General features: G+C 46.1%; 12 protein-coding genes. 1 reads left to right on the top strand and 11 read right to left on the bottom strand.

Translation table 11 applies throughout. The features are described 5' to 3' along the window. Window positions 1-51: 51 nt before the first annotated feature. The 9 genes from OO774_RS09890 to OO774_RS09850 all read right to left on the bottom strand — a co-directional run bounded on the left by OO774_RS09890 (window position 52) and on the right by OO774_RS09850 (window position 10,288). Window positions 52-1,122: a hybrid-cluster NAD(P)-dependent oxidoreductase gene (locus OO774_RS09890; protein ID WP_264901968.1), complete on the bottom strand. Its 1,071-nt coding sequence runs from the start codon at window positions 1,120-1,122 to the stop codon at window positions 52-54. Between the two features lie 81 nt (window positions 1,123-1,203). After that, the gene (gene hcp, locus OO774_RS09885) at window positions 1,204-2,865 is read right to left on the bottom strand and encodes a hydroxylamine reductase (RefSeq protein ID WP_264901966.1); all 1,662 of its coding nucleotides are present in this window, start codon (window positions 2,863-2,865) and stop codon (window positions 1,204-1,206) included. Between the two features lie 172 nt (window positions 2,866-3,037). Further along, the gene (norR, locus tag OO774_RS09880) at window positions 3,038-4,567 is read right to left on the bottom strand and encodes a nitric oxide reductase transcriptional regulator NorR (protein WP_264901964.1); all 1,530 of its coding nucleotides are present in this window, start codon (window positions 4,565-4,567) and stop codon (window positions 3,038-3,040) included. A gap of 214 nt (window positions 4,568-4,781) precedes the next feature. Beyond that, window positions 4,782-5,258, bottom strand: coding sequence for a glycine zipper 2TM domain-containing protein (locus OO774_RS09875; RefSeq protein WP_264901963.1), 477 nt, complete (start codon window positions 5,256-5,258; stop codon window positions 4,782-4,784). Window positions 5,259-5,392: 134 nt separating this feature from the next. Next, window positions 5,393-6,004, bottom strand: a complete 612-nt coding sequence (locus OO774_RS09870) for a CDP-alcohol phosphatidyltransferase family protein (protein ID WP_264901962.1) — start codon at window positions 6,002-6,004, stop codon at window positions 5,393-5,395. Next, entirely contained in the window at window positions 5,997-6,644 is a 648-nt protein-coding gene (locus OO774_RS09865) for an ATP-binding cassette domain-containing protein (protein ID WP_264901960.1), read from the bottom strand. Before OO774_RS09865 ends, OO774_RS09870 begins: the two co-directional genes overlap by 8 nt. Next, a complete protein-coding gene (locus OO774_RS09860; RefSeq protein ID WP_264901959.1) occupies window positions 6,610-8,319 on the bottom strand; it encodes a thiamine ABC transporter permease in 1,710 nt (569 codons plus the stop codon). The genes OO774_RS09865 and OO774_RS09860 overlap by 35 nt, the downstream gene beginning before the upstream one ends. Window positions 8,320-8,328: 9 nt before the next feature. After that, window positions 8,329-9,474: an ABC transporter substrate-binding protein gene (locus tag OO774_RS09855; RefSeq protein ID WP_264901957.1), complete on the bottom strand. Its 1,146-nt coding sequence runs from the start codon at window positions 9,472-9,474 to the stop codon at window positions 8,329-8,331. A 367-nt stretch (window positions 9,475-9,841) separates the two neighbouring features. Next, complete coding sequence (locus OO774_RS09850) at window positions 9,842-10,288, bottom strand: META domain-containing protein (RefSeq protein WP_264901955.1); 447 nt, start codon at window positions 10,286-10,288, stop codon at window positions 9,842-9,844. Between the two features lie 178 nt (window positions 10,289-10,466). On the opposite strand from OO774_RS09850, the gene OO774_RS09845 reads away from it, so the two are divergent. Then, window positions 10,467-10,715, top strand: a complete 249-nt coding sequence (locus OO774_RS09845) for a DUF1289 domain-containing protein (RefSeq protein ID WP_264901953.1) — start codon at window positions 10,467-10,469, stop codon at window positions 10,713-10,715. Window positions 10,716-10,830: 115 nt separating this feature from the next. On the opposite strand, the gene OO774_RS09840 is transcribed toward OO774_RS09845, so the two are convergent. Together OO774_RS09840 and ushA are read right to left on the bottom strand one after the other, a co-directional pair. Then, on the bottom strand, window positions 10,831-11,058 hold the full coding sequence (locus OO774_RS09840) for a hypothetical protein (RefSeq protein WP_264901952.1): 228 nt from the start codon (window positions 11,056-11,058) through the stop codon (window positions 10,831-10,833). Window positions 11,059-11,480: 422 nt separating this feature from the next. Then, window positions 11,481-13,184, bottom strand: coding sequence for a bifunctional UDP-sugar hydrolase/5'-nucleotidase UshA (ushA, locus tag OO774_RS09835; protein WP_264901950.1), 1,704 nt, complete (start codon window positions 13,182-13,184; stop codon window positions 11,481-11,483). Window positions 13,185-13,343: the final 159 nt, after the last annotated feature.

Raw genomic sequence — 13,343 nt, 5'->3', positions numbered from 1 at the left:
AATGACGGCAAATAATAAAAGATTAATACCAGCGCATTACTACCAGCGGTCTTAACCAATCTGCACTTCAAGATCTGCTTCAATGGTTGATGAGCAGGCGAGTACATAGCCTTGTTCTATCTCTTCTGGCGTCAATGTTTCTTGGCTGGTGGAAGAGATGCTGCCTTTACCAACCTTGCACTTACAAGAGCCACAAATGCCGCTGCGACAAGCCACGATTAACGGTAAACCTGCACCTTCAAGTACATCGGCCAGTACCTGCCCCTTTTGTGCGTCGAGGGTTCGACTAAAGTCAGGGACGGAGACACTGGCGGTTTCATCGGACACAACCGCTGGCTCACTGGCTACTGTTTCGCTGGCCGCTGGTGTAAAACTCTCTTGGTAGAAGTTCGCCATATCAAAACCAAGTTCACTCAAATAAGCGTGAACATCTTGCATGAACTGGCTTGGTCCACAAAGGTATACCGTGCGTTGTTTGAAATCAGGAACAAGCGTTTGCAGCCAGTCTGCATTCAAACGGCCTTGCGGGTGCGAGGTGCCTTCTCGATTTTTCAGCAACAGTTTTAAGTGGAAGTTTGGATACACAGCATCGAACGTTTCTAGCTGATCATAGTAAATCGTCTCTTCCGGGCTACGCGCAATATGAAGAAATTCAATATCCACATCGATGTCATTCTCACCCTGATTACTCAACCAGTGTTTTGCCATCGAAAATACGGGCGTGACGCCGCAACCAGCACTGATCAGCAGCGCTTTTGTTTCGCCATTACGTAAAACGGGTGGGTGGTCGATGCAGTTAAATTCGCCTGCTGGTGGCAAAGCCTGAACGGTATCACCGAGCAGCAGCGAGTCAACGATGTAGTTAGAGACTTTACCGCCAGCTACACGCTTGATAGTAAGTTGAAGGTGATCATCTTCATTAACAGAGCTGATTGAATAGGCACGAAATTCCAATTTTCCATCAATTTCGACACCCAGGTTAATAAACTGACCGGGTTTAAATTGAAACAGAAGTGACTCGGTTAATTCGGCCAACTTGATGCTGACGGTATCGTGTGTTTCGAAATATTTGTCGATACAACGGAGCGTGACTGGTTGGTTGCCTTGCCATTCAAAAAACATAACAATCTCTTTGGTTGTGGCTATTTTTAATTCGAAATAGATAACGCCTCCAGTGAAGGAGGCGAGTAACAAGCAAGTTTATTAAGCTGCTAGGATAGCTTTTAGGTCATCCTGAACATTGCCAATGCTGCGCATATCGAACTTCTCTTGGATGATCGCAATTAGGTTTGGTGTTAGGAATGCCGGTGCAGTAGGACCGGTGTAAATGCCTTTCACGCCCAGAGCGAACAACGTTAGCAAGATAACGATCGCTTTTTGCTCGAACCAGGAAAGCACGAGAGTGAGTGGCAGTTCATTAATGTCACAGTCAAACTCTTTAGCCAGTGCTAGAGCAAGCTGGATTGCTGAGTACGCATCGTTACACTGACCTACATCTAACAGGCGAGGGATGCCGTTGATATCGCCGAACGTATTTTTGTTAAAGCGGAACTTACCACACGCTAGCGTCAGGATTAGCGTATCTTCCGGCGCTTCTGCTGTGAAATCGGTGTAGTAGCTGCGCTCCGCTTTATCTCCGTCACAACCACCCACTAGGAAGAAGTGTTTGATGTTGCCTTGTTTCACTTGGTCGATAACTGCGGGAGCGGCGTTCATCAGTGCATTGCGACCGAAACCAACCGTGATGTGGTGTTCGATTTCATCGTGTTGGAAACCGTCTTGTGCCACTGCACATTCAATCACTTGGCTGAAGTCATCGCCTTCGATATGAGCCACACCAGGCCAGCCAACAATGCTACGTGTGAATAAGCGATCTGCATATTGACCGACGTCTGGGCTTAACAGGCAGTTTGATGTCATCACGATGGCGCCAGGGAAGTTGGCAAATTCTTTCTGTTGGTTTTGCCACGCACTGCCGTAGTTGCCCACCAGGTGAGGGTATTTCTTCAGTTCTGGGTAGCCGTGTGCAGGTAGCATTTCACCGTTGGTGTAAACGTTGATGCCTTTGCCTTCGGTCTGTTGCAGAATCTTTTCCAGGTCATGCAAATCGTGACCAGATACCAGAATACATTTGCCTTTTACCGGCTTGACGTTGACCGTTGTTGGCTCTGGATGACCAAAGGTCGTCGTTTCACCTTGGTCTAGCATTTCCATTACTTTGTAGTTCATCAAACCAATGCGCATTGAGCAATCAAGCAGTTCACCGAGATCTTCCGGGTCGGTACCTAACCACGCCATGATTTCATGATATTCGGCGTAGATGTCGTTGTTGGTTTGCTCAAGAACGCGCGCGTGTTCCATGTATGCCGCCGCACCTTTAAGACCGTACAGGCAAAGTAGACGCAAACCAATCACGTCTTCATGCACTTGGTCTTTACCACGGTTAACCGCGACTTGAGGCGCAAATTCCAGGATAGCTTCAGCGCTGTTTGGTAGCTCGAAGTTGGCAACAGCAGGAATGTCAGTAAGATCCGTGTCTGACAAAGTCGCAGCAGACAGTACTTGTTCTTTGAGCAGTGCTTTGTAATTCGCGGCTTGAGACGTTAGCTCAAGGATACGTTCAGGGTCGAAGTTTACGTTCGTCAGTGTAGAGAAGAATGCTCTTGGTGCCCATTGATTGATTTCATCGTTAATGATGTTGAATTCAAGTGCTTTTGATGCCCAAAAAGAACCCCCTTGTAGTGTGTAAACCAACACGTCTTGTAGGTCAGATACTTCAGATGTTTTACCGCACATACCTTGTGCAAAAGAACAACCTTTAACAGCAGGGGTTTGAATTGTCTGTTCACATTGAATACAGAACATATTGGGTTCTCCAGTGTTTGTTTTAATAGTCGTGATGATGAACACTAGAGCAGGATGCGTGCCAGTTCTTATCTTATTGATTATTATGGGTTTTGTTTATTTTTGATGAGTGGAGTGATGTAATTAAGACAACGTGGTTGATGTCTTAATTACATCGCATTGCCATGTGTGCTTATTTATTGATCCCAAATTTTTTACCCATTCGATATAAGTTACCGCGATCCATTTGTAAAAACTCTGCTGCTTTTGCCCAAACTCCACCAGTTTGGCTTAGAGCATGTTCAATCAAATCACGCTGATAACCTTCGACTAACTCTCGCATCGGCTGACTTTCTTTCGGTAGGTAATGTGATGTGTTTTTTACATCATCAAGTGCCAGCGAGGTATCAAAATGGCTTAGCATGATCGTGCTTGCAGCTTGTTGAATCGCGTGCAAAGCCGCTCGAGTTAAGGTGTGTTCGAGCTCGCGGACGTTCCCGTACCAAGGTAAAGATTCAAGTTGAGTCAACACTTTAGGATGGACGTGTAAATTAGGTGCGTTGAATTGCTGGCGTACTTTTTCAAGAAGATACCCGGCTAAAACAGGAATGTCACCGTCACGAGCACGCAGTGGTGGCACTTGAATTGGGAATACATTTAAACGGTGGAAAAGGTCTGCGCGAAATGTACCAGCTTCGACCTCTTTTTCCAGTTGTCGATTGGTCGCAGCGATAATGCGCACATTTACCATCAAATGCTGGTCGCTACCCACACGCTGAAGTTCGCCTTGCTGGATAACGCGCAGCAGTTTTGCCTGCAAAATCAAAGGCAGTTCGCCCACTTCATCAAGGAAAATCGTTCCGCCATCGGCCAGTTCAAATTTACCGGCACGGTGGCTATTGGCACCGGTAAATGCGCCTTTGACATGACCAAACAGTTCGCTTTCAGCCAGCCCTTCAGGCAGGGCAGCACAGTTTACGTAGATCATTGGCTTATCGCTGCGGTGGGATTGTGCATGAACCGAATGCGCGACCAACTCTTTACCCGTACCCGTTTCACCTGTAATCAGAACTGCGTAGTCAGATTGAGCTACCGTGGCGATGTTGTTACGTAGTTGAGTGATTTGCGGACTCAATCCAATCATCTCTCCTTTTTGTGAACGAGCTTGCTGGATAAGCGTTTGAGTCACATTTTTCTGCTTTTGGTTTTGAGTCTTGAGCGCTTTTAATTGAGCGATGTTACGTAGCGTTGCTGCGGTTAAAGCCGCAAAGGTTTCGATAGCAACGGGGTCGATATCATCAAACGCGCCTACTGCCAGAGCATCCATCGTCAGGGCTCCAACGAGTTGACCTTCCACATACAAGCTAAATCCCATGCAGTCGTGAACATCAATGCATTGATCTTCAGTTAGTAATGTACCGTCAAACGGATCAGGCAATGGACAGTCAGCATCGAACCGAACGGGCTCCCGGCTTTGGATAATGGCGTCTAGCCGAGGGTGAGCTTTGGGGAAATAGCGACGTCCAAGTACCGAACTTGATAAGCCTTTTACCGCAACGGGTGTGAGGAAGCCATCTTCATCAAAGATAAACAGACAGGTGGCATCGCATGGAAAGACTTGTGCGACACCATCGATTAGGCTTTGGTACTGGTGATCATGAGAACGATTAGAGCTGAGGTTTAATGCGATATTAAGTAAAACGTGATCGACAGTGGGAGACATAGCGATTCCAAAGTTATCTTGAATAAAGCCATGCTAACACCTTGATGTCATTTACACATCGAAAATACCAGAAGTTTGATGTTCCATTGACGACGATCAAATCTAGTCATAGTAAAAGAAACGCGCAAGCGTACGGGGAATGTGACCATGCTTGCGCGGACTATCGATTCGAATCAAAACTTCGGAGCTTGGGCGCCGATTAAACGTGCTCAGATTAACGAGGAACGACCCTTGCGTCGCTACCATACATGTTGATTTGCACCGCCTGGCCAGGCTGGAAGATCATATTTGGGTTCGCTTCTTGAACAATAGAGATGATGTCTCCATCCTCGAGGCGAATGGTTAGGTTGACGCCGTTACGTTTCGCGGTTGCTTCGGCGGTTTTACTACCCGCATACCCCCCCAACAGACCACCACCAATAGCAGCGATGTCAGAGCCTGATCCGCCACCGACTTTTGAACCCAATATGCCACCAATGGCTGCGCCCGCGATTGTCCCGATGGCGTTAGATTGTGTAGAGGCATCAATGGTCACTGGTTCAACTTTTTCCACTGTTCCGTAGTAAACCTGCTGAACTTTTCGTGTGTCTGCCGAGCCATATGCATCACCGTACGGGTTAGGAGAGCTACAGCCCCCTAGCGCGACGACGGAAAGGGTGAGCAACATGCCTAGCTTGACGTATTTTTTCATATAACCTCCAAATGGTTTCTGTACCCAAAGAGTATATACCCCTATTTTAGTCTGTGCTGAGAGTTTCTATAAAACAGTTACTTAACGGTACTTTGTCTCAAAAATCTTCAATGCAACTGACGTTTCGAGCCGTGTCAATGGTCTTTGAGGGTATGGAAACCGGAATAGATACGGGTGAAGGTAGTAAACCAGCAGGCTGCACCAAATAAATAGGCAATCAGGGCGAAATGCTGAGGGAAAATACAAAATGCGATAAACGCCCCAATGGTTTCAGTGCCTTCAGTCAAGCCACTCATATAGTAGAGCGATTTGTGTCTATAAACCGGATTATCGATACCCTGTTTACTGGCCATGATCGCAAATGCCAGGAAGCTACTACCCGTTCCGACAAACGAGAAAATTAAAAAAGCACCTGCAATGGCATTTTGTTCCGGGTTAGCGAGCACAAAGCCGAAAGGGATCAGGGAATAAAACAGAAAGTCTAAGCTGATATCGAGGAAGCCGCCAGCGTCGGTAATTCCCTGAATTCTCGCTAAGGCACCATCCAGCCCATCACAAAACCGGTTGAGCAGGATAAACAACAGAGCGGTTAAATAATGCTCTGTGATTAGGGCTGGCACAGCCAAGCAGCCAACAACAAAACCAAACAGGGTGGTTTGATTAGCCGTGATGCCAAACTTATCGACGAATTTCGCACTTTGACTCAGTGGCCATTTGATGATTTTGATACTGAAACGATCAAGCATTCTCAGCCTCCCATGGCCAGGTGATACAGCGACTTCCTTCCGGAATGTCATCTTCATCGTGAGTGACCATTATCGCCGGGATATTGGCTTGCTGAAGTTGCTCAACCACCCAGTTGCGAAATTGCACTCTCAGGTCTTTATCGAGCTTGCTAAATGGCTCATCCAAAAGTGCTGCTTTAGGTTGTGCAAGCAACATACGCGTGAGTGCAATACGGGCTCGTTGACCACCCGAAACCTGATCGGGGAAAGAGTTGGCAATTTTGAGTAAAGAGATATGCTTCAAGGCTTGCATCGCGTGCTCTTTTCTTGCGTTACCTTTGATGGAATTGGGCAGTGCGAAGGCCAGGTTTTCCCATATCGTTAAATGAGGAAAGAGCATGTCATCCTGAAACAGAATTCCTACTTTGCGTTTGTGCGCAGGCAGAGAATCAAGAGCTTCATCATTAAGTGTCACGCATCCTGAATAATGAAACTCGTTCGAGAGATGTCCGGCGATGGCATCTAACAGCGTCGATTTACCACAGCCGCTTGGTCCCATCAGGGTTACAATTTCGCCTTTCTCGACGGTGATAGTAAATCCGGAGAAAAGTGTGTCGCCATTGTTTTTACGGATGGCGAGGTTTTTGAGACAAAGACTCATGGTTAAGTAAACCTTTGATTGAAAGTCGGTGATATTTACCGTTTAAACGGCTAAGCAAAATAGCAAAAGAGAAGAACATTAATGGCAGTAACGCCTGGCAAATCGCGTAAATTGCTGTGACCCGACGGTCGAATCCACTGGAAAGCGCCACGGCTTCCGTTGTGATTGTACTGATTCGACCCGCGCCAAGCACCAGTGTTGGCAGATATTGGGCCAAGCTGACGCTGATACCTACAGCCCAGGCGAAAACAATGGCTGGCAGCAGGATGGGCAGTTTTACTTTTAGCCAGGTTTGGAGCGGTGTTTTCCCCAAACTGAGGGCAACACGAGTTAAGCCGTTATTGAAGCTGCGCCAGGGGCCGTCCAGCGACAAATAGACAAACGGAAAAGCAAAGAAGACATGTGCCCAGCAAACCCAGAAAAAGTAGGCATTGCTGTTAAAGTACAAGGTAACGACCTGTATGCCAAAAAGTACCGACAATTGTGGAATCAGCATCGGGACAGCAATGATGTAGTCTGGCACCTGCCAGCGGTGGCGAAGTCTATATTCGTGGGCAATGAGCGCCAGAATTAAAGCAATGGAAGCACTGAGCACAGCGATGATGATGCTTTGCTCTATCGTGCCTAAAATACTATCCCATTCATATTGCCAAAAGCGCAGGGTGTAGCGGGTGGGTAAGAGATCGGGAAACTGCCAGCGCTGAGCAAAACTCCAAAGCACCATTAAGGGTACGATAACAAAAGTAAGTAGTGTGATTAGGGAAAACAGCGTTTTCCCGGGCAAACTGAGTCCTGAGCGGCCGGAGTATTGCCAACGTTTAACGCCTTTGGTGAAAACCCACTCTACAAGACGTGTAAAGCCAATTAATCCTGTGGCAATAACAAATAAAATCACTGCCCCCGAAGCCGCTCTTGGCAAAAGCGCCAAATCAGGGTCATTAAACCACTGCCAAACCAACACAGCAAAAGTAGGTGGGTTTGTCGGGCCGATGATCAGAGCAATATCGACAACCGATAAGCTATAGGCAATCACCGCCAGCATGGGGAATCTCAGTTTCGCTAACCATTGTGGGAAGATGCATTTCCACCAGGTTTGTGCGCTACTGTAACCCATTGAGTGGCTGACTTTTTCAATCTTTTCGACATTCAGCTGCTGCAAAATCGGAATGCTCATCAGTAGCAGGAAAGGTGTCTCTTTTAGTGCCAACATGATGATTAAGCCCAGTGCATGCGGGTCTTTAATCAGCAACGCTAAATCGTTCACGGTTTGTGCGTTCGGGTCGAAGCCAAAAAATTGAGTAGCAACGCGAACCCCCATGCCTGTCGGAGCAAACAAAAAGGCAAAGCCGATAGCAAAAGCAACGTGCGGCATGGCTAATAAAGGCGAAAGGACAACCTCGATTTTACGCCAGAACTTGCTATTCCAAGCCGATTGTAAAATGGCAAAAGTGAGCAAGCACGCCAAATAACTGCTGAAAATAGCAGAGTAGAGGGTGAGTCCGATAGAGGTCCATACCCCTTGCCAATCAAATACGGCAGCAAAGCCGTTTAACGAGAACTGGGTCAGGCCGATGGGAGGGATATAGCCGAGCGCAGAAACCACCACCCCAAGTAAGCCGGGGATGGTGGGCAAAATACAAACTGCGATAATAACTAAATACAGCGCTCTTAACATTTGTCTGTACTAATTCCCGTAACGTTTTAGCCACGCTTGCTCTAGCGCGTTTTGCCAGCTTGGGTGTGGTTCACTAATCGATTTAAATTGTTGAGTATTCTTGGCCGTGCCTGTCAAATACTTGCTACTTAGCACCGAAGGATCACCCCAAATATTGATATCGCCCTTACGAGACTGTGCCTCTGGGCTTAGTAAAAAGTTTATCGCAACTTGCGCACCAGCACTGGCGTTTGCATTCCATGGGATGGCCAGAAAATGGATATTGGATAACGCACCAGCATCCATGGCATAAGCCTTCGTCGTCTCAGCAAGGGTACCGCTCGACTGTGCAGAAAAAACCGCGTTCGGGTTGAACGTAATGGCTAAATCAATCTGACCATCGTCGAGTAACTGTAGCGTTTCTGCCGTGCCAGCCGGGAACTGATGACCACCTCGCCAAGCGACTTTGTGGAACGTATCTAAGTATTGCCATAACGGCAGCGTGATTTGCTCAAATGACTTGGCATCTACTGGCTGCTGCAAGGCTGGGTCATTATTGGTCAGTTCGATCAATAAGGCTTTGATGAAACTGGTGCCGTGGAATTCGGGTGGGCGTGGATACGTCAGACGATTAGGAAACGCTTGTGCATAACTGAGCATTTCTGCAAAAGAGTGAGGAGGGTTATTCAACTTTTCCGTATCATGAATGAAGACTAACTGACCCACGCCCCACGGCGCTTCAAGTCCGTCGGTCGGCTCGGAGAAATCCACATCGACAGGTAACGTTTTGTCGACGTATTGCCAGTTTGGCAAAGTATCAACAAACGGGCCAAATAAAAGCTGGTTGTCTTTCATCGATTTGAAGTTTTCACCGTTGATCCAAACCATATCGACACTGCCCTCAGTGTTTTTCCCAGCGGCTTTTTCAGCGATAAGTCGAGTCGTAGTTTCAGAAATATCGGTGACTTTGACATGGTTGAGCGTCACATTATAGCGAGATTTAAGTTCCTTACCCGCCCACTGGATATAGCGGTTGATCTCTTGGCTGCCTCCCCAGGCATGAAAGTAGACAGATTGTCCGTTTGCTTGTTTTTCAATGGTTTGCCAGTCTTCGGCAAACGTGTTGGTAGCGAAAGTTGTGGCTAAAATGCCAATGGTGCTCAGTAGCTTGTTCATACATTATCCGCGTTACGTTAATTTATTCTTACTTCGATGAGTGCGATAAGGCTTATAGAATTCAATCTCTTACATGGATAGTAAGCTATCTATTATTATTATCAACGTGAATGCCCTTGGGGTTAACGCATTGACTCATAGAATTACCATCAATGTGAGGTCAATTAGAGAAAATAGAACGTGAATACTTGAGTGCTATTTCAAGGTAAGAGTGACCGTGTGGAGCGAGAAATTCTTTCAGATGAATAGAGTCATTCGAACATCGGCTGAGATTAGAGAAGCAGACCAGCGCATTTTGAGGGGTTGAAAGCAAGAAAGCAGCCGTCTTAGGCTGCTTTCTTAATATCACTTAACTCGTGGTATTGGATTAGTTCATCCAGTCACGCAGTGTAAATGTCAATTCGTGTTCTGCGTTTTTAAGAACCAGACCATCTTTTGTTAGTGTGATGTCACTCCAATCGGATAGTGTTGCTGACATCGCTTTTTCGACATTCATGATATCGCCAACACACATCTTCATGGTCATGCCCATTTTTTCGATGCGCAGTTGGTTGTCTTTTAGTTCAGCCTGACCAAAGAAATTATTACAGCCAGCATTACCGTTAGCTGTGAGGTTTTCACCAATTTCCAGGCGAGGTGCTTTTTGACGTTCAGTAAGTTCGAGGTTTTTACCATCGATTTGAACCAGCTCCCAATTGTGGTGCTGTAAATCTTGAGCCGTTATTTTTTTCACATTATCACCGTTGTTTGCACATGCAGTCATTAGAACCGGAAGGGAGATTGCAGCAACCAACGTTTTTAGACTAAGCTTCATTTAATAGACTCCGTTATAAAAAACGAAAAGAAGTGTAATTAATAAAACACTGTTTTTTGTCAGCATACGGTAATAGTTTCGTATCAGCCTGACATAACGCAGTTTACCGCCGGATATCAGCAATGTATTGTTGTATTTGAGTCGTTTTTGACATTCACAATTAAAGAACGGTTTTAGCATGGAGCAATTGGAGTTTTTTAGCGTCCCCAGCCCTTGTGTTGGCATTTGCAGCGCTGATGAAAAGGGTTACTGCAAAGGGTGTATGCGTAAGCGAGAAGAGCGATTTAACTGGCAGAAGTACACACCTGCTGAGCAGCTTCATGTGATTAAGTTATGTCGTCAGCGCTACAGAAGAAAACTGTTGGCAGGGAAGGGAAAGACAGAACAGCCAAAAGAAGAGACTTCACCGCAACAAGATTTGTTTTAAAAAGACGGGCATTAAAGCGTTTATTCCCGGCCCGCATTAACGTCTTGTGAGCCGGGAAGCTCCTATCCATACTATGCTCTGTAAACATTACGCTCTGTAAAACAGGCATCTGGCGCTACTTCATTTTCATGGACCAAGTATCGCTAATCCAACCTCCTGCTTGTTCGTCGAAGTGATTTCCAGCAAATCGATGATTGAGTTCAACATCTAATTTACTCGCCGGATGTTCATCCATCAGTCTATGGATATATTTCGCCATAGGATCCGTACAGGCTTCTCGTTCTCTACGGGTAACCACTTCCTTTATCATTTGAAGTCGGTAGCTATTGCTGGCTCGTTTCATTTTTGACCTCCAGAACTCGATGGCAGCATTTGACACACATTGGCGCCCCGAATCGCTGCTCATTGGTGTACGCGTTGAGGCGAGTCACCGTAGTTGGAAGTCCAAAGACAAGTTGTTTGAGAGCAGTGTTTGCAACGCCATTCGCATCTTTCTCACACTCGCTCTCACTACCGATCAATTTGTCCGGAAAAGTTAATTAACGAGCCTGTATATTCGAAAGACCTTATCAAACATAGAAGCCCAACACAGGGGCGTCAACAATACAAATGAACATTTTTTGAACAGTTTGTGAAGGTGGATAATTTTCAGCAATTTATGCAAAAGAAAATAACCGGGGCGAGATGGTTCCGGTTATTTGAGGAAGAAGCTTAGGCTCGAAAGTTCCCCATCGAGCCTCTATGAAATTTTATAAAATCAAATGATTAGCTACTTGTTGCTGGGCATCCTGTTACATTTTGGCTGTTGCTGAAGTATTGGATGTTGTCCAAATTCTTTTCATAATCAGTCGCTGAAATTTGAGGATTATTAACAAAGAACTCTCGTAATACAGAAGCATCGGTCATTTGGGTTGATTCAACGTCAATGACTGGGTAGTCGTCCCCACCAGCGGCACTGAAGCTGATAACAGAGAAGGTATACGTTGCGTTCAAATCGAAGCCTTTGCCATTAATATCCGTGATTGATACAGAGCCAGCATCACAATCGACATCCAGAGTGATGTTGTCCAGTTGCGCATAAGCACCAGAGCCTGCAGATTTCGTTGCCACAACGTCCAGGTAATCTTTTACTTCCTGGCCTGTCATGGTCGCTTTAGTTACGAAGTTTCCAAATGGCTGTACGGTGAGGACGCTGCGGTAAGTAATATCACCCGCCTGGATTGAGTCGCGTACGCCACCAGAATTCATCACGCCAAAGTCAGCATTGACTAGTTTGTATTTACGGTATGCCTCGCCCAGAAGGTGGCCCAGATTTGTTTGCTGTGAACGTACTACGTTGCGATCGCCTTCCAGTTTTCCGTCGGTGTTTGATACAACAACATCGAGCAGTTCTTGCCCTTGCTCCTGATAGGTACGAAGCGTATCTTGGACCGTCGCGTCTGGCTGGATATATTCGCCAATCACTTCGTCGCTTTCATCGAGTAGGTTAACTGGAATTAATGCGTAGTTGGCTAGGTGCAGTTTTCCGTCAAAGTATTCAAAGTCGGCGCGACCCACATATTTGCCCCATTCATGAGCTTGCATAATGTAAGTGCCATTTTGTTGGTCTGGTGTACAGTCATCGCCTGGATTGAAGTCCGCGTATTCGTTGGTGCCCGGCTCCATACAAACAGGATTTTGCGAGTGACCACCGATGATGGCATCCAATTGACCCTCTTCAAGAGAGCGGGCTAGCAGTACATCACCCGGAGCTTCACTGCCATGGTTACCATCGTGATAGTGGCCCATGTGAGTCGTTGCGAATACAAGGTCGACATTTTCGTTGTCTTTTATTTCTTGAAGAACTTTCTTAATTTCGTCTTGAGGATCTGCGAAGTAGATGTCCGCTACGTTGTCCGGGTTAACCAGTTTTGCCGTATCTTTTGTCGTAAGACCAACAACCGCGACGTTTAGGCCGTTAATCGTGAACACTTTGTACGGTGCAAAGTAACGTTCATCGGTGACGTTACCGTCAGTATCTTTCTTGTAGATATTCGCTGCTAGCATAGGGAAATCTGCCAGTTCAGCTTGCATATCTAAGATATCTAATGAGTTATCAAATTCGTGGTTGCCGACCGCCATTGCATCGTAGCCGATAAGGTTCATGCCGATGAAATCAGGTTTCGCATTTTGCATGTCTGACTCTGGTACGCCGGTATTGATGTCACCACCAGACAGGAGAATGGATTCACCACCGTCTGCTGCCACTTCTGCACGAATAGATTGGATTAGAGTGTGACGTGCAGCCATGCCGTATTCGCCATAAGAGTTATGCCAAAAACGGCCGTGGTTGTCGTTAGTATGAAGAACGGTGAATTTAGTACATGAATCAGCGGTTGCACAAGTTGTAGCGATGCTATCACTGTCTGAACCACATCCTGCTAAAATCGCGCTTACTGAAAATACCAAGAGAGATTTGGAAAATTGCATAAGGAGAACCTTTGTTTGTGATTTTGTTATTGTTACGGCGTGCAATATACGGAATTAACATGAAAGTTTAGTGATCAAGATCTTATTTATATTTGTATCAAATCAACAACTTAGCAAGCCTGCAAGCGTTGTCTACAAATAAACAGAAACGGTTTTTAG

This window comes from Vibrio sp. STUT-A11 (assembly GCF_026000435.1).
Taxonomy (GTDB): Bacteria; Pseudomonadota; Gammaproteobacteria; order Enterobacterales; family Vibrionaceae; genus Vibrio.
Note: the sequence above shows the minus strand (reverse complement) of the source record. Positions and strands in the feature narration are given on the sequence as shown.